Below are 20,257 nucleotides of genomic sequence, written 5' to 3' on the forward strand. Positions count from 1 at the left end.
TCGGTGGCGGGAGGCGATCAGCCCAGCACGCCCTTCAGGGCGGCGGCGAAGGCGGTGGTGATCGCCTCGCGCTGCAGGTGGCGGCCCTCGGCCACGCACTGGCGGCCATGCCGCCAGACCGATCGCAGCGCGCCATTACGTGCGGCGAACACCCAGCTGTCAAGCCATGCGTCATCCTGCCGCGCCTGCAACGCCGGGTGCGCGGCGTCCAGTTCAACCAGATCGGCGCTGGCGCCGACCTGCAGCCCGGCGGCCACGCCCAGCGCCTGCGCGCCGCCGTGCAGTGCACCTTCAAACAGGAAACGACCGGTGCTGCGGCGGGCATCCGGGGCCAGCACGTTGCGCCCGCGCAGGGTCAGGCGCTGGCCGTATTCGAGCAGGCGCAGCTCTTCGGCAGCATCGATCAGCACATTTGAATCGGAGCCGACGCCGAAGCGCCCGCCCTCACGTGCGAAAGCCTGCATCGGGAACAGGCCGTCGCCCAGGTTCGCCTCGGTGATCGGGCACAGCCCGGCCACGGCACCGCTGGCCACGATGGCCGCGCGCTCGTCATCGGTGATGTGGGTGGCGTGCACCAGGCACCAGCGCGCATCCACCGGCGCATGGTTGTACAGCCACTGCACCGGGCGCTGGCCGCTCCAGGACAGGCAGGCCTCGACTTCGCGCACCTGCTCGGCGATATGGATGTGCACCGGGCCATCGGTGAGCGGCAGCAGCGCGCCCAGTTCCTCGCCGGTGACCGCGCGCAGGCTGTGCGGGGCGATGCCGAGCACCGCGTCGGGCAGCGCGGCCAACGCCGGCTTCGCCGCGTCCAGCAGCTGCGCGAAGCCCTCGACATCATGGATCAGGCGGCGCTGCGCCGGATTCGGCGGCGCGCCACCGAAATCGGCATGCGCATAGAACACCGGCAGCAGGGTCAGGCCGATGCCGGTCTGATCGGCGGCGGCAGCGATGCGCGCGCTCATCTCGGCGCGATCGGCATACGGCTGGCCGTCGGCATCGTGATGCAGGTAATGGAACTCGCCGACGCGGGTGAAGCCGCTTTCCAGCATTTCCATGTAGGCCTGGGCGGCGATGGCCTGCACCGCGTCGGGGCGCAGGTGGGCCAGGAAGCGGTACATCAGCTCACGCCAGCTCCAGAAGCTGTCACCGTCGCCGCCGCCGATCTCGGTCAGGCCGGCCATGCCGCGCTGGAACGCGTGGCTGTGCAGGTTGGGCAGGCCCGGCACCAGGATGCCGACGCGGGTGTCACCGTCCCGCGCGCCCTGCCCCGTGCTGATCGCCGTGATGCGGCCGTCCTGGACCTGCAGCCGGACATCGCGGGCCCAGCCCTGGGCCAGCAAGGCGTGGGTGGCATGGAAACTGAGCTGGGAACGCGAATCGGACATGGCTGGACAACCCGAAATGGACGCCTATATTGTATAGACATATAAGCACAGCCGCGTTGTGGATGCCATGCACGTCGATACCCTCTGGTCCAACGTTCACCTGATCACCCTCGACGGCAAGGGCCTGGGTGTCATCCGCGATGGCGTACTGGCCTGCGCGGACGGGCGCATCGTCCACGTCGGCACTGCTGGCAGCGATGCGCACCTGCAGCCGACCACCCGCATCGACGGTGAAGGTCGCTGGATCTCGCCGGGCCTGATCGACTGCCACACCCACCTGGTCTACGCCGGCAACCGCGCCAACGAATTCGAGCAGCGCCTGCAGGGCGTCAGCTATGCCGAGATCGCCCGCGCCGGCGGTGGCATCGTCTCCACCGTGCGCGCCACCCGCGCTGCCACGCCCGAGCAGCTGGCCAACGAGAGCCGGCCACGCCTGCTGGCGATGCGCGCCGAAGGCGTGACCACGATCGAGATCAAGTCCGGCTACGGCCTGACCCTGGCCGACGAGCGCAAGCAGCTGCAGGTCGCGCGCGCACTGGGCGAGGAATGCCGGGTCAATGTGGTCACCACCTTCCTCGGCGCGCACGCGATTCCGCCGGGCCGCGAAGCGCAGGAATACACCGACGAGGTGTGCAACGTGATGATTCCGGCCATTGCTGCCGAAGGCCTGGCCGAAGCGGTGGACGTGTTTTGCGAGAACATCGCGTTTTCCCCGGCGCAGGCGCGACAGGTGTTCGAGGCAGCGCGTACGAACGGGCTGGCGGTGAAGATCCACGCCGAACAGCTGAGCAACCAGCACGGCGCAGAACTGGCGGCCGGCTTCGGTGCGCTCTCCGCCGACCATATCGAACATCTGGATGACACCGGCATCGCCGCGATGGCCGCCGCCGGCACCGTCGCCGTGCTGCTGCCGGGCGCGTTCTATTTCACCCGCGATACCACCCTGCCCCCGATCGCTGCATTGCGCGCGGCCGGCGTGCCGCTGGCACTGGCCACCGACAGCAACCCGGGCACCTCGCCGCTGACCAGCCCGCTGCTGGCGATGAACATGGGCGCCACCCTGTTCCGCCTGACCGTGGACGAGTGCATCGCCGGCTTCACCCGTGAAGCGGCGCGCGCGCTGGGCCATGGCGAGCGCATCGGCCGCCTCGCTGTCGGCATGGACTGCGACCTGGCGATCTGGGACATCGACGCCCCCGCCGATCTGGTCTATCGCATTGGATTCAACCCGCTGCACGCGCGCGTGATGCGCGGGCAGCCCGACCTGCCTGCCTCCTGGAGCAACACATGAGCAACACCCTGGTTCTTCGCCCCGGCCATGTCACTCTCGCCCAGTGGCGGCAGGTCTATCGCGGTGCGCCGCTGTCGCTGGACCCGGCCGCGCTGCCGGTGGTGCGCGCCAGCGCCGCAGCCGTTGCTGCCATCGTCGCCAAGGGCGCGCCGGTGTATGGCATCAACACCGGCTTCGGCAAGCTGGCCAGCGTGCGCATCGAGCGCGAAGACCTGGCCACTCTGCAGCGCAATATCGTGCTCTCGCACGCTGCCGGCGTGGGCGAGCCGATGCCGGCCAGCGTGGTTCGGCTGATGATGGCGCTGAAGCTGGTCAGCCTTGCGCAGGGCGCTTCGGGTATCCGCGAGGAAACCCTGCTGCTGCTCGAAGCGATGCTGGTCAAGGGCGTGCTGCCGGTGGTGCCGGCGCAGGGTTCGGTCGGCGCCTCCGGCGACCTCGCGCCGCTCTCGCATCTGGCCAGCGTGATGCTGGGCGTGGGCGAAGCGTTCATTGGTGACCAACGCCTGCCCGCAACCGACGCACTGGCGCGTGCCGGCCTGCAGCCTATCGAACTGGGCGCGAAGGAAGGCCTGGCGCTGCTCAACGGCACCCAGTTCTCCACCGCCTATGCGCTGGCCGGCCTGTTCGAGATCGAGACCGTGTTCCAGGCTGCCCTGGTGACCGGAGCACTGTCGGTGGAAGCGGCCAAGGGCTCGGACACCCCGTTCGACCCGCGCATCCATGCCATCCGTGGCCAACGCGGGCAGATAGCAACCGCCGCCACGCTGCGCACCCTGATGCAGGGTTCGGACATCCGCGAATCGCACCGCGACAACGATGTGCGCGTGCAGGACCCGTACTGCCTGCGCTGCCAGCCACAGGTGATGGGCGCGGCGCTGGACATCCTGCGCCAGGCCGCTACCACGCTGGAAATTGAAGCCAACGGCGTGTCCGACAATCCGCTGGTGTTCACCGAAACCGGCGAAGCCCTGTCCGGCGGCAACTTCCACGCCGAGCCGGTGGCCTTCGCTGCTGACATGCTGGCGATGGCCGTGTGCGAGATCGGCTCGATCAGCGAGCGCCGCCTGGCGATGCTGGTCGACCCGGCGCTGTCCGGCCTGCCGGCGTTCCTGACCCCGCGCCCCGGCCTGAATTCCGGCTTCATGATTCCGCAGGTGACTGCCGCCGCGCTGGTCTCGGAAAACAAGCAGCGCGCCTACCCGGCCAGCGTCGATTCGATCCCGACCTCGGCCAACCAGGAAGACCATGTGTCGATGGCCGCGCACGGTGCGCGTCGCCTGATGCAGATGGCCGAGAACGCCGCCAACGTGATCGGCATCGAGCTGCTGGCCGCCGCGCAGGGCTGTGATTTCCATGCCCCGCTGCGCTCCAGCGCCGCGCTGGAAACCGTGCGCGCCACCCTGCGTGCCCAGGTGCCGACGCTGGAAGAAGACCGCTACTTCCACCCGGACATGGTGACCGCCACCAACCTGGTGCGCAGCGGCGCGCTGGCACGTGGCCTGACCGACCTCTTGCCGACCGTGGAACCGCAGGCATGAACGCACATCCCGAATGGCTGACGGTGCATGAAGGCGATGCCCCGTTGATCGTCAGCTTCCCGCATACCGGCAGCGAACTGCCGCACGACCTGATCGGCGACTACCACTCGCCGTGGCTGGCCCGTCGCGACGCCGACTGGTGGGTGCACGAGCTGTACGACTTCGTGCGTGGCATGGGCGCGACCACGGTGCGCTCGGCGATCTCGCGTTCGGTGATCGACCTCAACCGTGACCCCAGCGGGGTCTCGCTGTACCCGGGCCAGAACACCACCGGCCTGTGCCCGCTGACCACCTTCGACAACCAGCCGCTCTATCACGCTGGATGCGAGCCGGATGACGCCGAGATCGCGCGTCGCCGCGACACGTATTTCCTGCCCTACCACGATGCGCTGGCTTCGCAGATCACCCGCCTGCGTGCACGCCACGGCACCGTGGTGGTGTACGACGCGCACTCGATCCGCTCACACATTCCGCACCTGTTCGAGGGCGAGCTGCCGCAGTTCAACCTCGGTACCGCCGGCCCGTCCGGCGCACCAGACACCTCCTGCGACAACGCCTTGAGCGACGTGGTGGAGAACCTGCTGAAGATCAGCGGCATGAGCCAGGTGCGCAACGGCCGCTTCAAGGGCGGCTGGATCACCCGCCACTACAGCAACGTCGCCGGCGGCGTGCACAGCCTGCAGATGGAGCTGGCCTGCCGCGGCTACATGCACGAACCGTTGCCCGACCAGGTGGACGAGCACAGCTGGCCCACCCCGCTCGACCCCGACCACGCCGCACCGCTGCGCCACACCCTGGCGCAGGTGCTCAACGCCTGCCTTGAATTCGCTACGAACCGGAGCGCCGCATGACCCGCAACGACCCGTCCCGCACCATCGCCGCGCCGACCGGCACCACGCTCAACGCCAAGAGCTGGCTGACCGAAGCGCCGCTGCGCATGCTGATGAACAACCTGCACCCGGACGTGGCCGAGCGGCCGCAGGAACTGGTGGTGTACGGCGGCATCGGCCGCGCCGCGCGTGACTGGGAGAGCTTCGACGCCATCGTCGAAACGCTCAAGCGCCTGGACGACGACCAGACCCTGCTGGTGCAGTCGGGCAAGCCGGTAGGCGTGTTCCGCACCCACGCCGATGCACCGCGCGTGCTGATCGCCAATTCCAACCTGGTGCCGCGCTGGGCCAACTGGGACCACTTCAACGAGCTGGACAAGAAGGGCCTGGCCATGTACGGCCAGATGACCGCCGGCAGCTGGATCTACATCGGCGCGCAGGGCATCGTGCAGGGCACCTACGAGACCTTCGTGGAAATGGGTCGCCAGCACTTCGGCGGCGACCTGACCGGCAAGTGGCTGTTCACCGGTGGCCTCGGCGGCATGGGTGGCGCACAGCCGCTGGCCGCAGTGATGGCCGGCGCTTCCTGCCTGGCCGTCGAGTGCCGCAAGAGCAGCATCGACATGCGCCTGCGCACCGGCTACCTGGACACCTGGACCGACAACCTGGACGAAGCGCTGCGCCTGATCGAGGAGTCGTGCAAGGCCGGCACCCCGAAGTCGGTAGGCCTGCTGGGCAATGTGGCCGACGTGCTGGCCGAATTGCTCAAGCGCGGCGTGAAGCCGGACCTGCTGACCGACCAGACCTCCGCGCACGACCCGGTGAACGGCTACCTGCCGCAGGGCTGGACCGTCGAGCAATGGGACGAGAAACGTGTCTCTGCACCGAAGGAAGTGGAAAAGGCAGCGCGCGCTTCGATGGCCAACCACATCCGCGCCATGCTCGGCTTCCACGCACTGGGCGTGCCCACCGTTGATTACGGCAACAACCTGCGGCAGATGGCGCTGGAAGAAGGCGTAGAAAACGCGTTCGACTTCCCCGGTTTCGTGCCGGCCTACATCCGCCCGCTGTTCTGCCGTGGCATCGGCCCGTTCCGCTGGGCGGCACTGAGCGGTGATCCGGAAGACATCGCCAAGACCGATGCCAAGGTGAAGGAACTCATTCCGGACAACCCGCACCTGCACCGCTGGCTGGACATGGCCGCCGAGAAGATCAAGTTCCAGGGCCTGCCGGCACGCATCTGCTGGGTCGGCCTGGGTGATCGTGATCGACTGGGCCTGGCCTTCAACGAGATGGTCGCCAACGGTGAACTGAAGGCGCCGGTGGTGATCGGTCGCGACCATCTGGACAGCGGCAGCGTCGCCTCGCCGAACCGCGAAACCGAGGCGATGGCCGATGGCTCCGATGCGGTCTCCGACTGGCCGTTGCTGAATGCCCTGCTCAACACCGCCAGCGGCGCGACCTGGGTGTCGCTGCACCACGGTGGCGGCGTCGGCATGGGCTTCTCGCAGCACGCCGGCATGGTGATCGTGTGCGACGGCACCGAGGCAGCGGCGAAGCGGATTGGCCGCGTACTGTGGAACGACCCGGCCACCGGCGTGATGCGCCATGCCGATGCGGGTTATGAGATCGCGGTGGAATGCGCGAAGGAGAAGGGGCTGGACCTGCCGGGAATTCTGGGCTAATACGGGGTTGCCGGCCAGCGGCCGGCACGCACATCATCCGGTGCCATCAGGGCAATGCGCGGCAGTGTCCCCGATCCGCCGGCGTGCATGCCATGGAAGAGGCTTGCGCCAGCTTCAGTGGCATCGCACCTAAAGTTGCGCGGTGCCCTGCCGTTACCGGAGATCAACAAGGAATGTTGCCCTCCGGCCTGTTTACTCGGGCCAGCGCCCCTGTGGGCTCATTCCTTTCTGATGAACTCTTCTGCTGAAAGGAATCCACTGTATGGCTCACGAAATCACCATGGATCTTGCCACCAAGTTCGTACTGCACAAGGACGTCGAACTTGCCGTCAGGAAAGATGGAAAGCTGCTCGGTACCGCCCTGATCAGCAAAGGCAACATCGAATGGGTGCCCGCAGGCAATTCGGTGAACAAGAAGCGGCTGAGCTGGGCCAGGTTTGCCGAGCTGATGCAGGACCAGGGCAAGGATGTGAAGATCAAGTAGATCGATCGCGGATTGCCACATCGCCCTGCGACGGAGTCTCAGTGCCAGGACTTCGTCTGAATCCCGTTCTGCACCATCGAGATGTTCTCTCCAATGAGCGTTCTTCAACGTCTGCTACTTGTCGCCACCTGCATTGCGGTCACCGGGCCTGCGAGCGCAGCAAACCAGATCAGCACAAAGCTCCCATACGAGACCCGGATCAGCCCGCTCGTTATTCTGGATGCGAACAATGAGGGTTCCTGCGCACTGCCCTCGCCGGATGGGCGTCGCCGCACTCCCTACTTCCCTGATCTCAGGCAGCGTTGCAGCATCCTTGCACAAGCCCTGTTTGCGTCACTCACTACCCGCGGCTTCGACGCAAAAATGGAATCCTTCACGCCTGATGCACCCATCGGCTACAAGGAGTATTACGCCGCGTTCGCTGAGTGGAAGCGAGGCGTAATTGAAAAGTACCCCGATCGGTACGTGCTGACTTACCACGGACTGGTGGACGAGAGAAAGCAAAGCTACCTGGTGATGAATCTGTCCGGACCAGGCGACGGCGAACGCCCGCTGCTTGGCACGATTGAGCTCAGCAAGGACCAGATGTGGACCGTTACCAAGCTCGGCGATATGAACTTCATTGGCCCGACCCCGTTGCCGCGCCTCATCGAGCTGCTGAGCAACACCCTGGAGGAGCGCTGTCCGACCCGCGGGTTCATGCGCAACTGCTATGGCCGTGGCTGGCTCATGGACAAGAGCCCCAGGTAAGGCCTCAGCCACAATCGATAGGGTGTCGGCCACCGGCCGGCATCACCGCCATCAGGAAATACAGGAAACCACGCACAGCACGCCTTTCATGACCGCTACGGACCTGCGTGCAACGCTCGACTGCCGCCACGCCTTCTATCCGGGCATACCCGCATGATCCCGTGTGGCACGAAGCCCATCCGCTCATGCATGCGTGATCCATCGAACAGGGCCCGCTTGACCCCACCTGCAGCCGTGACCAACATGCGCCATCTCCGCTGACGGATCACCGCGATGTACCGCACCCTTGCTGCTGCATTGCTCTGCGCCCTGTTCGCTGCTCCACCCGCTTCTGCGCGTGGGCTTCCCGTCGGCCTCTCTTCACAGCTCGAAGCCCAACTGCAGACCAACCGCGAGCGCTACGGCATCGCCGGGCAAGCGGTGCTGGTCGCCCACAACGGCCATGTGCTCTACCAGGGCGCCAGCGGCGAGCGTGACCCGGCCACCCACGCGCCGGCTACCATCGATTCCATTTTCACAGCGCAGTCGATGGCCAAGCTGCTGACCAGCACGCTGGTGATGCAGTTGGTCGACCAGGGCAAGGTGGATCTGGATGCAGCGGCCAGCCGCTATGTGCCGGACCTGCCGGCTGCCTGGCGGACGATCCCGGTGCGCGACTTCCTCAACCACAGTTCGGGCATCGGCGAGTACTACGACCGTGTCGACAACCGTTGGATCAGCAAGGGCTACAGTGGCGTCGCGCCGGATCTTGCGGCAGCCCTGAAGGTCGCCGCGGCCGCGCCGATGCAGTTCGCCACCGGCAGCCGTGTGCAGTACACGCAGGCCAACTACCTGGTGCTGACGGCGTTGCTGGAAGCGCACTATCGCAAGCCCTTCCCGGCCATCGCGCGCGAGCGCATCCTGCGGCCGCTGAAGATGGCCAGCACCTCGTGGGGCGTGGCCAGCGTGCCGGCGCAGCGTGCGGCGGTGGCCTACATCGGCAAGGACGGCACCTTGCAGCCGGCCAACGAAGATCCGTGGCCGCACTACGGCTGGGGCCATGCCGACCTGCAGACCACCGTAGGCGACATGAACCGCTTCCTGCAGGCGCTGGCCACCGGCAAGCTGCTGCGCACGGCCACCCTGGAAAAGCTCTGGCAGCCGCAGACGCTGAGCGGCGGCGGCCGCAATTACTACTCCACCGGTTGGGATACTGTGCGCAGTGACGGCTACACCCAGGTCGGCCACGATGGCGGCACCCGCGTACGTGCGCGGCTGGCCTACAAGGACACCCTGGACAGTGGCTACTGGGTGTTCGTGTACCTGACCAATGGCAGTGCGCGCAATGTGTGGTCGAGCACGCTGGTGGAAAGCACGATGGCGGTGGCCGCGCCGAAGGAATTCCCGCATGCGGTGTTGTCCGAACGCTTGATTGCCTATGCGCTGGATGATGATGCGGGCGCTGCACCAGCCCTGCGCGCATGGTTGCGCGACAGCAGCGGCATTGCGACCGATGAACTGGAGCGTGCGATCAATGCCGATGGCTATGCCATCCGCGAGAACCTTGGTGCACGCAGGGCGTTGAAGGTGTTCACGCTCAACACCGAGCTGTATCCGGATTCGGCCAACGTCTGGGACAGCCTGGCCGAGTGCCATGCCGCGCTGGGTGATGCCGAGACTGCAAAGGCGCTGTACGCGAAGGCGAAGGCGCTGGCGAAACCGTCTTTGTAGAGCCGAGCCGATGCTCGGCTCCGTAAAAAGCAGCCGAGCATGGGCTTGTATGTTCCTCCCGGCTCCTACGAGGTATGTAGGAACCAGGGTGGAGGGACCGTCAACATGATATCTGCGGGTACCAGCCGACAGACGAGCCGAGCGATCCCCATCCCGCACCTTAACGTCGATAAAGGATCTAGCGGCCTTTGAGGACCGCCGATGTAGGCAAGCCAACGTGGTGCGGTACCACCCCAGCCCCTCAACAATAGCTGGGAGTTGCGCAGATGTCAGATCGTTTGGCTGTCGGTATCGATGCCGACTCAAAGAGCCTTGTGGTGGCACGCCATGGCACCAAGGGCAGCACTCGAATCGCCAATTCAGCATCGGCCATCGATAGGTGGCTGTCTGGCCTGCCGACCAGGTCTCGCATTGGGGTGGAGGCGACCAATCGCTACCATGAGCTTGTGGCTCAATCTGCCCAGAAGGCCGGCCACGCCGTCTTTGTGCTTAATCCGCGCGACATCAAGCATTACGCCAAAGGGGTGGCTTGCCGCGGCAAGACCGACTCTGGCGACGCACAGGTTATCGCGCGCTACATCGCGAAGGAGGCCGACAATCTGCACGAGCATGTCGCCCGTTCGCCTGCGCAGGAGCGGCTGCATGTACTGCTCCAGCAACGTGACAGCCTGGTCCGGAGCAAGGCGAAGCTCACTCTATCGCTGGGTCCGGATGCACCACGGTCTGCCAGCTTCGCGCATATTTTCAGCGCTCTGAAAGAGGCCATCGCCTCGCTGGACCAGCAGATCCAGCAGCTGTGCCGCACGGGTGAACAGTGCGACCTGTATCGGCGGATCATGACCATCCCGGGGATCGGACCGACGGTGGCCGCCTTCATCACCCATCACATCACACGCTGGCCCTTGGCCAGCGCAGATGCCTGGATTGCCTGCACCGGCCTGGATCCGCGACCCAACGAGTCCGGCGCCCGCATCGGCAGACGGCGTCTGTCCAAGCGTGGCAGCGCCAGCCTGCGCCAGATTCTTTACATGGCAGCCATGGGCCTGACCCGCTCGAAAGGGGGCAAACCTCTTTACACCGCCATCCGCGAGCGCGGCCATAGCAGCACCGCCAGCTTCAACATCCTGGCCAGAAAGCTGGCCAAGATTGCGTGGGGCGTCTTCAAAAGTGGTCGGGATTTCGATCCAGCCATGCTGAAAGTGGGTCAAGCCTGCTTCCAGCGGGCTTGACCGCGAACATAGGATCTCGGCTCTACAGGCGCACCAGCCCCCATACGCCGGTGATGGGTGACGTACCGTCCGCGACCTGTTAACTTGCGCGCCACTTTCGTGGTTTACAGCATTCCGTATGTCGCTCCCGTCTCACCGCCCCACCCCGTCCCTGCTGTTCCTGGCTGTTTCCCTCGGCCTGGCTTCCACCGCCGCCGCCGCCCCGCAGGCCACCACCCTCGATGCCGTACGGGTCACCGCTGCCGCCGATGCCAGTGCGCAGGCGCGCGAGGCGCTGAAGCGCGTGCCCGGCGCCAGCAACGTCATCGACGTGGCCAAGGCCGGCAGCCGCCTGTCCAGCAGCGCCGATGTGCTGGCCTACCAGCCCGGTATCAGCGCGCAGTCGCCGGGCAACGAGGGCACCAAGGTGTCCATCCGCGGCTCGGGCATCAATCGCGGGCCGGGCGCGCATGCCTCGGGCATCGCCGTGTCGATCGACGGTCTGCCGCTGACCGGACCCGGCGGCACGCCCTACGAACTGCTGGAACCGCTGTGGCTGTCGCGCGTGGAGGTGCTGCGCGGGGCCAATGGTTTCGAACGTGGCGCGCTGGCACTCGGCGGTGCCATCGATTACGTCAGCCGCAACGGCCGTGATTCGGCTGGCGTGCAATTGCATTACGAGGCCGGCAGCCGTGGCTACCAGAAGCGCGGTCTCAGCTGGGGCGGTGTCAGCGGCGACGTCGATTACTTCCTGGCCTACACCGATACCGAATTCGACGGCTACCAGCGCCATGCGCGCGGCGACGGTAAAGGTGCGATGGCGAACATCGGCTGGCAGATCACGCCCGACCTGCAGACGCGCTTCTTCGTGCGCTATCGCGAAACCAACCACGAAACACCCGGACGCCTGACCCGCGACCAGATCCGCAATGACCCGCACGCGGCGAACGCAGCCAACCTGGCCATCGATGCGCGCCGCCCGCAACCCGGCAGCACCTGGGTGGGCAATGTCACCACGCTGCAGATCGATGAGGACTCCTCATTGCAGGCCGGGCTGGTCTATCACAAGTACCCGATGGACTTGAACGAGAGCCTGTACCGCCAGCAACTGGACTACGCCAACCTCAACGCCACGCTGGACTATCGCCACCGCCACCGGCTGTTCGGGCTGGACAGTGAAACCACCGTCGGCCTGCGCGTCACCCACGACCTGGACGCCGACGTGCGCGAGTCGCTGCGCTTTGCCAGCAACGGCTATGCCGCCGGCACGCGCACGCGTGATTTCCGCCACCACGGCACCGACAGCACGCTGCACGTCAGCAATACCCTCACCTTCAACGACCGCCTGCGCATGCAGACCGGGCTGGCGCTGATCAACACCCGCCGCGACGTGCAGGTGACCTGGCCAAACAGCGGCGGTCGACTGCGCGATCATGACTGGGACTACGCGCCGCGGCTGGGCTTCACCTGGCAGTACAGCCCGCACACGCAATGGTTCGGCAACCTCAGCCGCTCGGTGGAGGCGCCGCATCCGTGGTCGATGATCTGGGGTTCCAACCAGTACTTCGGGCCGGGCAATGGCCCCTCCACCGGCCGCCAGCGCGCGCCGGTACCGATGCAGAACCAGACCGCCACCACGCTGGAACTGGGTGCGCGCGGCGACGCTGTGCTGGGGCGCTGGGAACTGACCGGCTACTACGCGCACATCAACCACGAGCTGCTGAGCGTGGAGCTGCAACCGGTACCGAACCTGTTCATCGCAGAGAACAACGCCAGCCCCACCGTGCACCGTGGCATCGAAGCCGGCTTGGACAGCACGCTGTGGCAGGCCGCGCCGGGGCGCCTGTCCTTGCGCCAAGCGTACACCTTCAGTGATTTCCGTTACCGCCACGACGCGCGCTTCGGCAGCAACCGCCTGCCGGGCCTGCCGCGCCACAGCTACCAGGCCGAGCTGCGTTTCGATCACGCCTCCGGCCTCTATGCTGCACTGAACGCCGAATACGCCTCGCGCATCGCAGTGGACTACGCCAACAGCTACTGGGCCGACAGCCATGTGATCTTCGGCAGCCGCATCGGCTACGACGCACCCGGTGGCCGCTGGCAGGCGTGGGCGGAGATGCGCAACATCGGCAACCGCCACTATGCCGCCACGGTCACGCCGGGCTACGACGACGCCGGCAAGGATGTCGCGCGCTCGACGCCAGGCGAAGGCCGTGGCGTCTATGCCGGCGTGCGCTGGCGCTTTGACTGATCGCCTCAGGCGGTGCCGGATGTGATCCGGCGCCGTCATTCCAGGGTCAGCCGATAGGCCAGGCCGGCAGGCGTTCGCTGCGCTTCCAGATGGAGGGCGCGAAACCAATCAACACCAGCGCCGCCAGCCACTTCGGTGAGGTATTGAGCAGTGTCGAGGTGAGCGAGCCATCGACGGGGGCGGCCATTTCCTGCCACGGGTTGTAGCCCAGGTAGACGACGCTGCCAGCCCACCACAGCAACGCCGCACCGACACCCACCAGCAGCAGGGACAGCGTGCGGCAGGTCCAGCGCTGCGACGTGGTGCCCCATTCCCGCGACGCCGCGATCAGCAGGCCCACCACCAGCAGCGACACCAGTGCAACCAGCCCGATATCGACCTTGTGCCCGATACGCTCATAGCTGCAGGCGCGGCATTGGGCCTCCTCCGCGGCGGTAGCGGCTTCGGCGGTATCGGCCTGCCCGGCTGCAGGCTGCGCCAGTGCTGCAAACGGCATCAGTACTGCCAGCAGCGTCACCATGATCCAACGAAACAACGTCCTGTTCCTGCGTGCAGCGACATCCATGCGCTCTTCCTCGTCAGTGGTTGTACGTCCAGGGCCGCAGTACGCGGCCGTCCCATACGCCGCCAAGACCTCGTTCCGGGGGTTCGGCCATCCAGCGTCCTTGTTCGCGATGCAGTACGACAAGCTCCCGGTAGACGAAATCGCCGGAACACGAATCCCAGGCGACCGCGATCATAGCCCACTGCCCATCGACGCTGAAAACGGGCCGGGTCAGATAGGCGAAGTGGTCGTATGTCCGAGTCGGCCCATGCTCCGTTGCCCCGCATCCCTGCTCCCGCAGCGCTCGAAGCCCCGCGCTGTCCATCCGCTGCGCACCGGCCAATGCGGCCACAGGCACTGGCGTGGGACGGCGATTGGCGGGAACCAGGTCCGCCTGCAGCCGCAACCGCAGCGCATGGATGTCCGGCGGCCACCGGTCATCCAGCGGCAGGACCAGATCGTCCACCTCCTGGCAGGTGGAGGCACTGCTGCCCGGCCAGCAATAGGGCAAGGTCTGCTCCATCACGTAGATGTCCTCCGCCACCGGGTCGGTCAACTGCGGCTGCTCCTGCGGGCACCATCGATCGACGCGCGTGGACGACGTCTGAGGTGCGCTGGGCACCGCGCTCAGCGAGGTTGGCAGAACTGGCGTTGGCTGCGGCAATGCGGGTGGAAGGGGAAATGGCGGCCTCTGCCGGATCGCCAGCGCCATCGCCTCAGCCTGCATCTGCGCCGTTCCCAGGTTGACCGGTGGCGGACCGATCGCCTGCTGCCACCTCGGGCGCAGGCTGCAGATCCCGGCCATGAGAGCCAAAGCCGACAGCGCCGCCGCCAGCGATGCAATGCGCCGCCAGGCGATCCGTTGTTGGCAGTCACGGCCTGGCTTGAAAGACGTATCTGTCATCACGGCTCCGGCAACGCGGGCCACAGGCCGTGTCCAAAGCTCATATGGCGGACAGGCTCCACTCGAATGCGCTCCCATCCGCCCTTCCTGCGGTGCAGAAGGTAGAGGCCACGCATACCCGTTCCGCCGCTGCACAGATCCGAGGCGATCGATGCCATTGCCCAGTTCCCGTCCAGGCTGAACACAGGACGCTGCAGATAGACAACGCCCAGATCCGGATTGCCCGGTCCGCCCATGCATCCCTCGATACCGCGCGCGCGTCGTTGCTGAAGCTCGTCCCACGTCATCCGCTGCGCCCGCACGTGTGCAAGCTCAAACGCGAGGTCGGGTACCCGTACAGCCCGACGGTTCACAACCTGCAGCATCGACTCCAGATGCTGCTGAAGTTGAAAGGACGCCGCGCTGTCATCATCGCGCCACTCGAAGACGCTGTGACGAACCTGGCAGACAGGGGCGGGATCTCCTTCACCGCAGGTAGGCGCAGTCCATTCCATCACGGCAAATGGCATGTCGGGCTCCCAGCCGCGCGGCTCGAAGTGTGCTGGCTCGACGTCTTCCAGCGGCACCGCCGCGGTCGCGAACCCACTGTTACCGGTCAGCATCGGGAAGGAGACTGCCTTGATTGGAGTCGGTGGTACGGGCGGATTTCCTGGTGGTGTCGGTCGCAGGTCGATGAGCTCTGCCATCACCTCGGCCTGCATCCGTGCCGTTCCCAGATTGATCGGAGGCGGGCCGACATCCTGCCGCCACTGCGGGCGCACGCTGGCCATCAGCGCTAAGACTGCAACCATCGATAGAACGACCGTTGTGGCCAGGACGCGTTTCGGTGCAATGCGCTGTCGCATGAAGATCCTGGAAAAGTGAAGCACAGGGGAAATCGCCCGGAACTGCAGTACTACCCGTCCAGCACTACCGCCATCGGGCAGCGCAGGCGCCGGTCAACGCGACGATCAGGGCCACCTGCGTGCGCGGCCAGCCGCACGCACGACTTCACCGCCACGGCTCCTGGGCAGCTTCAATGCACTGATGGAAAAATGGCGCGAGTTCTTCATGCCGCCACCCGTAGACGGGAGGCATCGCGGCCAGGGAGCTCAGAAACCTGATACTGCATGCGGACGTCCTTGCCGGGCACGCGTAGGCGGTGGTGGGTGGATTCTAGCGCGACGGGGCCGCGGGTCCATCACTCACGGGCCGGACTGGCGCCGGTCTTGTACTCGCGCGCTGGCGGCTGGACTATGATTCTCCACCAGAAAAATATTCGCGACGGCATGCAGGCCTCCCAGTTCACCCGCGCCACCGCGCTCGTGATGTTCGTTCCAATGATTGGCCTCGCCGCTTGGGGTTCGTGGTTTGGTAGCCGCTGCTTCAGCGATGGCTGCCTCGGCGTCCTGGTGGCCTGGCTTGCCGCCGTGGTCACCTTTGCGGTGCAGGCGTTGCTGGTGCTCCCGGCGAATGCCTGGGCCCTCAAGCGGCAGGGAGCGCCCGCCTCCCGCAGCTACCTTCGTTGGTTGGGCGCGTCGGCCGTCGCAGCCTTCCTGCCCATCGTGCTCGGCTGGGGTTACCTGGTGATCTTCAGATGACCTGCCGCGCGTCTCCCGCACACGAATAGCCGGATCAGGGCGGCGCGGTCGCCTTCAGCAACTGCGCTGCGACCTGGTCGAACGGGGCGATGTCCTGCAGTGCGCGGCACATCGCCACGGCGCCTTCCACGCTGGCGATCACCAGGCTGGCCAGTCCATCCGCCGCCGCAGGATCGTGGCCGTCGGCAATGAAGGCTGCGGCGAGATGCCCCTGCCAGCGCGCGAACACTTCGGCAGCGGCAACACGTGGCTGGCTGGTCACGGCTTCCACCGGCTCTTCCACTGCCGCGGCCAGCACCGGACAGCCCGCGCGGAACCCGGAGCGCAGCAGGCGCTCGCGCCACATTGCCAGGAACTGCCGCAGGCCCAGCACGGCCCCGCCCTTCAACAGCTCGACGAGAAGCGCCTCGACCTTGTCGCCGGCCATGTAGGTGGCGCGCGCCAGCAGTTCCTGCTTGCCGCCCGGGAAGTGGTGGTAGGTCGAGCCCAGCGGCGCCTCGGCCAGCTTGGTCACCTCACGGATGCTGGTGGCATTGAGGCCTACCCGCGCCAGCATCTGTGCTGCGGCATCAATCACCCGTTGCGGGGCATCAGAGGGTCGTGGGCTCACGGCGATCGCCTTGCTAAGACAGTCGTCATAGATTAGCGTACCGGCCGTTCTATAACAGTCGTCATAGCCATGAATCTCTGGTTCCGCCTGCTCCACCTGCTGCTGTGCAGCCTGTTCCGGCCAAAGCTGGAAGCCCCCTTCGGTGTGTCACGCCTGCAGTTCCGGGTGCTGCCCAACGACCTGGACAGCAACCTGCACATGACCAACGGCCGCTACTGGAACATCTTCGACCTGGGCCGGCTGGACCTGATCCTGCGCATGGGCCTGGGCCGCGTGGCGCTGCGCGAGAAGTGGGCACCGATCGTCGGTGCCGGCACCATCCAGTTCCGTCGCGAGCTGAAGCCGTTCCAGCGCTTCACCCTGGAAACGCGCCTGGTGGGCTGGGTCGGCTCGCGCGGCATCATGGAGCAGCGCGTGCTGATCGGGCCCGAGCAGAAGATCGCCACGCGTGCGCTGCTGGTCACCGGCATCTACGACCGCCGCGCGCGGCAGTTCCTGGGCATGCCGAAGATGATGGAGGCGATCGGCGTGGTCGCCCCGCCCTCGCCGCCACTCAGTGCGGCCGCCGAGGCGTTGCTGGCGGCCGATGCCGCGTTGAAGCAGGACGACGCCTGAGACGCGTCACCCGACCCTCGGCATGTTCTTGGTCACGCAATGGATGCCACCACCGCCGCCGGCAATCGCGTCGATGTCCACCTGCTCGATTTCCCGGCCGGGGTACAGCTCCTCCAGCAGTTCACGGCAGTAGCCATCGGCTGCGTCGTCACCGAACTGCGGCGCGACCACCGCACCATTGATCGGCAGGTAGTTGATGTAGCCCATCGCCAGGTCGTCGTTGTCGCGGGTATGCACGTTGTCGCGCCCGTCCAGCGGCGGCGGCAGCGTGTGCACCTGCAGGCGACGACCATCGGCATCGGTGGCCCCGCGCAGGATCTGAAGATGTTCGCGGGTCAGGTCGTAATCGTAGGACTCCGGATCATTGTCCAGGTTGGCGATCACCACGCCCGGACGCACGAAGCGCGCATAGAAATCCACGTGTGCGTCGGTGATGTCCTCGCCGGCGATGCCGGGCAGCCAGATCACCTTGCGCAGGCCGAGGTGGTGCTTCAGCTCGGCCTCGATATCCGCGCGCGACCAGTCAGGATTGCGATTGCGGTTCACCCAGCAGCTTTCGGTAAGGATGGCCGTGCCATGGCCATCGACTTCGATGCCGCCGCCCTCGCCCACCAGATCGCTTTCCAGCAGCGTGGCACCGGTCACCTGCGCCAGCCACGGCGCCACCGCACCATCGTTGCGTGCGCTCTGCTTGCCACCCCAGCCGTTGAAGTTGAAATCAACCAGGCCCAGCCCGCCCTTGCCATCGGTGACGAAGCAGCCGCCGTAGTCGCGCACCCAGATGTCATCCAGCGGCACCTCGAGGAACTCGATGTTGTCGCGGCCGCAGCGATCCTGCGCCAGCTTCCGCTGCGCCGGGCGGCACAGCACGCTGACCGGCTGGTAGCGGGCGATGGTGCGGGCCAAGCGGGCGACGGCGGTGTTCACCGCGTCGGCCTGCGCACCCCAGACCCGCGGTTGCGCAGCAAAGGCCAGGAAGACGCGCTCCTGCGGGCCGTGCTCGTCGGGCATCCGCCAGATACCCGCGCCCGGCCCCGCTGCAGCCACGCGGCCCGGCAGCCCTGCCAGGCCGAGGGCGGCCAAGCCGCCAAGACCAGCGGCGCCGGCCAGTTGGGTGAGGAAGTGACGACGGCTGTTCATGACAGGCTCCATGGCCGGTGTGGGATGGACACCATGCTGCGCTTGCAGAAACATAAGAACAAACGATAGATTCAGCCAACAATTGAACAGCTCTACTTATCAGTAATGCTCAAGCACTGGCCACCGCTGAACGCCCTGCGTGGTTTCGAGGCCGCCGCGCGGCTGGGCAGCTTCCACCGCGCGGCTGAGGAACTGCACCTGACCCAATCGGCCATCAGCCAGCAGATCCGTGGCCTGGAGGCCTCGTTGCAGCAGCCGTTGTTTTTCCGGCAGGGCCGCAGCGTCACCCTCACCGACGCCGGCATCGACCTGCTGGAAACCACGCAGGCACTGCTGCGGCAGCTGGCCAGTGGTATCCGCCGGCTCGATCAGTACCGCAAGCCGAATCAACTGATCGTCAACACCAGCCCGGCCTTTGCCCGCCATTGGCTGGTGCCACGCCTGGCCGGGTTCCATCGCCTGCATCCCGGTGCCGACCTGTGGCTGCTGACCAGCGAGGACGCGCCGGACATGACCACGCAGACGCTGGACGTGGCGGTACGCGACGACCTGGACTCACAGGCGCAGTGCCAGCACCGCGTGCTGCTGCAGGATCGCCTCTTTCCGGCCTGCCATCCCGACCTGCTGGCCACGCCCGTGCATGAACGCCTGACCCTGCATGGCGAGCGCGAAATGGATTGGAGCCAATGGCAGGTCCAAGGCGGTGCGGATGTCGGCCAGCACCGCGAAGGCATGAATTTCTCGGAGCCCGGGCAGTTGCTGGATGCTGCATGCCAGGGCCTGGGCATTGCCCTGGTCAGCGAGTTGCTGGCGGCTCGCGCCTGCGATCAAGGCCTGCTGCTACCGCTGGATGAGGCGCGCGTGCGCGGCCCGCGCTGGAGCTGGCTGGTCCACCAGGACAGCGCTGCCGATCCGCTGGTGATCAGTTTCTGCGACTGGCTGCTGGCGAGCCTGCCTGATCCAGCGCGCGCTTGACCGCCGCCTCGGCCAGCGGCGCCATCACCGCATAGCCCTTCGCGGTGGGATGCACGCCGTCCTCGGCCAACTGCGGATCGAGGCCGCCGGCGGCATTGGCCATCGGCATGTAGTAATCCAGATAGACCAGCTGCTTCGCGTCGGCGTAGTGCTTCAACGCCGTATTCAATGCGCGCACCTTGGGCGCAGGCGTGATGCCCGGCATCCACGGGTACTCGCTCACCGGCAGCACAGAGGCCAGCACCACGGCGATGCCATGTGCAAGGGCCAGGTCCACCATCGCGTGCAGGTTGTCTTCGATCATCGCCTGCGTGGAGGGGCCGGTGTTGCCGGCGATGTCGTTGGTGCCGGCCAGGATCACCACCACCTGCGGCCTCAACGCCAGTACATCCTGCGGGAAACGCACCAGCATCTGCGCGGTGGTCTGGCCGCTGATGCCACGATTGAGCCACCCCTTGCCGGGGAAGAATCCAGGGCTGCCTTCCCTGCCCCAGCCTTCGGTGATGGAATCGCCGAAGAACACTACGCGAGCCTGCCCGGGTACTGCGGCAGGCAACTGAGCGTTGGCATCGCGATAGCGCTGCAGTTGCCCGAAATCAGCAACGGTTCGCTGCAGGTACTGCAGTTCGTCCTGGCTGAGTTGCTCGACGGGCGTGGCCAGCAGTCCCGATACCGCTGGAACCTCACCCGCCTCCACACTTGTGCAGACAACAAGCAAGCCGAACAGAAGGCTGCAGCGCGTTGCACTTCGCAT

Annotated in this window: 19 protein-coding genes; 12 read left to right on the forward strand and 7 right to left on the reverse strand. The window is 66.3% G+C overall.

The features are described 5' to 3' along the window. Nucleotides 1-17: 17 nt before the first annotated feature. Nucleotides 18-1,388, reverse strand: a complete 1,371-nt coding sequence (locus QP552_RS13185) for a formimidoylglutamate deiminase (RefSeq protein WP_286073831.1) — start codon at nt 1,386-1,388, stop codon at nt 18-20. A 67-nt stretch (nt 1,389-1,455) separates the two neighbouring features. Here QP552_RS13185 and hutI point away from each other — a divergent pair, with 67 nt between their 5' ends. The 9 genes from hutI (at nt 1,456) to QP552_RS13230 (ending at nt 13,135) form a co-directional block, all read left to right on the forward strand. After that, the gene (gene hutI, locus QP552_RS13190) at nt 1,456-2,679 is read left to right on the forward strand and encodes an imidazolonepropionase (protein ID WP_286073832.1); all 1,224 of its coding nucleotides are present in this window, start codon (nt 1,456-1,458) and stop codon (nt 2,677-2,679) included. Then, nucleotides 2,676-4,217 (forward strand): histidine ammonia-lyase, encoded by a 1,542-nt coding sequence (gene hutH / locus QP552_RS13195; RefSeq protein ID WP_286073833.1) that lies wholly within the window; start codon nt 2,676-2,678, stop codon nt 4,215-4,217. Before hutI ends, hutH begins: the two co-directional genes overlap by 4 nt. Continuing rightward, on the forward strand, nt 4,214-5,068 hold the full coding sequence (hutG, locus tag QP552_RS13200; RefSeq protein ID WP_286073834.1) for an N-formylglutamate deformylase: 855 nt from the start codon (nt 4,214-4,216) through the stop codon (nt 5,066-5,068). Before hutH ends, hutG begins: the two co-directional genes overlap by 4 nt. Further along, complete coding sequence (gene hutU / locus QP552_RS13205) at nt 5,065-6,732, forward strand: urocanate hydratase (protein WP_286073835.1); 1,668 nt, start codon at nt 5,065-5,067, stop codon at nt 6,730-6,732. Before hutG ends, hutU begins: the two co-directional genes overlap by 4 nt. A 262-nt stretch (nt 6,733-6,994) precedes the next feature. Further along, a complete protein-coding gene (locus QP552_RS13210; protein WP_049443231.1) occupies nt 6,995-7,216 on the forward strand; it encodes a hypothetical protein in 222 nt (73 codons plus the stop codon). A gap of 93 nt (nt 7,217-7,309) precedes the next feature. Then, the gene (locus tag QP552_RS13215; protein WP_143567601.1) at nt 7,310-7,966 is read left to right on the forward strand and encodes a hypothetical protein; all 657 of its coding nucleotides are present in this window, start codon (nt 7,310-7,312) and stop codon (nt 7,964-7,966) included. A 273-nt stretch (nt 7,967-8,239) separates the two neighbouring features. Next, nucleotides 8,240-9,676, forward strand: a complete 1,437-nt coding sequence (locus QP552_RS13220; protein WP_286073836.1) for a serine hydrolase domain-containing protein — start codon at nt 8,240-8,242, stop codon at nt 9,674-9,676. 266 nt (nt 9,677-9,942) lie between these two features. Next, nucleotides 9,943-10,905 carry a transposase gene (locus QP552_RS13225; protein ID WP_286073837.1) on the forward strand — a complete coding sequence of 321 codons (963 nt, stop codon included), beginning with the start codon at nt 9,943-9,945 and terminating at the stop codon, nt 10,903-10,905. A 118-nt stretch (nt 10,906-11,023) separates the two neighbouring features. Continuing rightward, nucleotides 11,024-13,135: a TonB-dependent receptor gene (locus QP552_RS13230; protein WP_286073838.1), complete on the forward strand. Its 2,112-nt coding sequence runs from the start codon at nt 11,024-11,026 to the stop codon at nt 13,133-13,135. A gap of 46 nt (nt 13,136-13,181) precedes the next feature. On the opposite strand, the gene QP552_RS13235 is transcribed toward QP552_RS13230, so the two are convergent. The 3 genes from QP552_RS13235 to QP552_RS13245 are packed head-to-tail and all read right to left on the reverse strand — an operon-like array spanning nt 13,182 to nt 15,428. Then, nucleotides 13,182-13,700 carry a hypothetical protein gene (locus tag QP552_RS13235; RefSeq protein ID WP_111111398.1) on the reverse strand — a complete coding sequence of 173 codons (519 nt, stop codon included), beginning with the start codon at nt 13,698-13,700 and terminating at the stop codon, nt 13,182-13,184. A gap of 13 nt (nt 13,701-13,713) precedes the next feature. Further along, complete coding sequence (locus QP552_RS13240) at nt 13,714-14,583, reverse strand: hypothetical protein (RefSeq protein ID WP_286073839.1); 870 nt, start codon at nt 14,581-14,583, stop codon at nt 13,714-13,716. Beyond that, a complete protein-coding gene (locus QP552_RS13245; RefSeq protein ID WP_286073840.1) occupies nt 14,583-15,428 on the reverse strand; it encodes an energy transducer TonB in 846 nt (281 codons plus the stop codon). The genes QP552_RS13240 and QP552_RS13245 overlap by 1 nt, the downstream gene beginning before the upstream one ends. Nucleotides 15,429-15,818: 390 nt before the next feature. Here QP552_RS13245 and QP552_RS13250 point away from each other — a divergent pair, with 390 nt between their 5' ends. Then, a complete protein-coding gene (locus QP552_RS13250; RefSeq protein WP_286073841.1) occupies nt 15,819-16,163 on the forward strand; it encodes a hypothetical protein in 345 nt (114 codons plus the stop codon). Nucleotides 16,164-16,197: 34 nt separating this feature from the next. Here the strand turns inward: QP552_RS13250 and QP552_RS13255 are convergent, their stop codons facing one another. After that, on the reverse strand, nt 16,198-16,773 hold the full coding sequence (locus QP552_RS13255; protein WP_286073842.1) for a TetR/AcrR family transcriptional regulator: 576 nt from the start codon (nt 16,771-16,773) through the stop codon (nt 16,198-16,200). Nucleotides 16,774-16,842: 69 nt separating this feature from the next. On the opposite strand from QP552_RS13255, the gene QP552_RS13260 reads away from it, so the two are divergent. After that, a complete protein-coding gene (locus tag QP552_RS13260) occupies nt 16,843-17,388 on the forward strand; it encodes a thioesterase family protein (RefSeq protein ID WP_049397600.1) in 546 nt (181 codons plus the stop codon). A 6-nt stretch (nt 17,389-17,394) separates the two neighbouring features. Here the strand turns inward: QP552_RS13260 and QP552_RS13265 are convergent, their stop codons facing one another. Then, nucleotides 17,395-18,528, reverse strand: a complete 1,134-nt coding sequence (locus QP552_RS13265) for an agmatine deiminase family protein (RefSeq protein ID WP_286073843.1) — start codon at nt 18,526-18,528, stop codon at nt 17,395-17,397. A gap of 105 nt (nt 18,529-18,633) precedes the next feature. On the opposite strand from QP552_RS13265, the gene QP552_RS13270 reads away from it, so the two are divergent. Beyond that, complete coding sequence (locus QP552_RS13270) at nt 18,634-19,503, forward strand: LysR family transcriptional regulator (protein ID WP_286073844.1); 870 nt, start codon at nt 18,634-18,636, stop codon at nt 19,501-19,503. Here QP552_RS13270 and QP552_RS13275 read toward each other — a convergent pair. Then, entirely contained in the window at nt 19,451-20,257 is an 807-nt protein-coding gene (locus QP552_RS13275; protein ID WP_111111391.1) for an SGNH/GDSL hydrolase family protein, read from the reverse strand. The genes QP552_RS13270 and QP552_RS13275 overlap by 53 nt on opposite strands.

Source organism: Stenotrophomonas sp. 59, from assembly GCF_030291095.1.
Taxonomy (GTDB): Bacteria; Pseudomonadota; Gammaproteobacteria; order Xanthomonadales; family Xanthomonadaceae; genus Stenotrophomonas; species Stenotrophomonas maltophilia_Q.

What these genes read in the sequence shown, in the direction of transcription:
- QP552_RS13185 (WP_286073831.1), bottom strand. Translation starts at nt 1,388, where the DNA reads ATGTCCGATTCGCGTTCCCAGCTCAGTTTCCATGCCACCCACGCCTTG.
- hutI (WP_286073832.1), top strand. Translation starts at nt 1,456, where the DNA reads ATGCACGTCGATACCCTCTGGTCCAACGTTCACCTGATCACCCTCGAC.
- hutH (WP_286073833.1), top strand. Translation starts at nt 2,676, where the DNA reads ATGAGCAACACCCTGGTTCTTCGCCCCGGCCATGTCACTCTCGCCCAG.
- hutG (WP_286073834.1), top strand. Translation starts at nt 4,214, where the DNA reads ATGAACGCACATCCCGAATGGCTGACGGTGCATGAAGGCGATGCCCCG.
- hutU (WP_286073835.1), top strand. Translation starts at nt 5,065, where the DNA reads ATGACCCGCAACGACCCGTCCCGCACCATCGCCGCGCCGACCGGCACC.
- QP552_RS13210 (WP_049443231.1), top strand. Translation starts at nt 6,995, where the DNA reads ATGGCTCACGAAATCACCATGGATCTTGCCACCAAGTTCGTACTGCAC.
- QP552_RS13215 (WP_143567601.1), top strand. Translation starts at nt 7,310, where the DNA reads ATGAGCGTTCTTCAACGTCTGCTACTTGTCGCCACCTGCATTGCGGTC.
- QP552_RS13220 (WP_286073836.1), top strand. Translation starts at nt 8,240, where the DNA reads ATGTACCGCACCCTTGCTGCTGCATTGCTCTGCGCCCTGTTCGCTGCT.
- QP552_RS13225 (WP_286073837.1), top strand. Translation starts at nt 9,943, where the DNA reads ATGTCAGATCGTTTGGCTGTCGGTATCGATGCCGACTCAAAGAGCCTT.
- QP552_RS13230 (WP_286073838.1), top strand. Translation starts at nt 11,024, where the DNA reads ATGTCGCTCCCGTCTCACCGCCCCACCCCGTCCCTGCTGTTCCTGGCT.
- QP552_RS13235 (WP_111111398.1), bottom strand. Translation starts at nt 13,700, where the DNA reads ATGGATGTCGCTGCACGCAGGAACAGGACGTTGTTTCGTTGGATCATG.
- QP552_RS13240 (WP_286073839.1), bottom strand. Translation starts at nt 14,583, where the DNA reads ATGACAGATACGTCTTTCAAGCCAGGCCGTGACTGCCAACAACGGATC.
- QP552_RS13245 (WP_286073840.1), bottom strand. Translation starts at nt 15,428, where the DNA reads ATGCGACAGCGCATTGCACCGAAACGCGTCCTGGCCACAACGGTCGTT.
- QP552_RS13250 (WP_286073841.1), top strand. Translation starts at nt 15,819, where the DNA reads ATGATTCTCCACCAGAAAAATATTCGCGACGGCATGCAGGCCTCCCAG.
- QP552_RS13260 (WP_049397600.1), top strand. Translation starts at nt 16,843, where the DNA reads ATGAATCTCTGGTTCCGCCTGCTCCACCTGCTGCTGTGCAGCCTGTTC.
- QP552_RS13265 (WP_286073843.1), bottom strand. Translation starts at nt 18,528, where the DNA reads ATGAACAGCCGTCGTCACTTCCTCACCCAACTGGCCGGCGCCGCTGGT.
- QP552_RS13270 (WP_286073844.1), top strand. Translation starts at nt 18,634, where the DNA reads ATGCTCAAGCACTGGCCACCGCTGAACGCCCTGCGTGGTTTCGAGGCC.
- QP552_RS13275 (WP_111111391.1), bottom strand. Translation starts at nt 20,257, where the DNA reads ATGCGAAGTGCAACGCGCTGCAGCCTTCTGTTCGGCTTGCTTGTTGTC.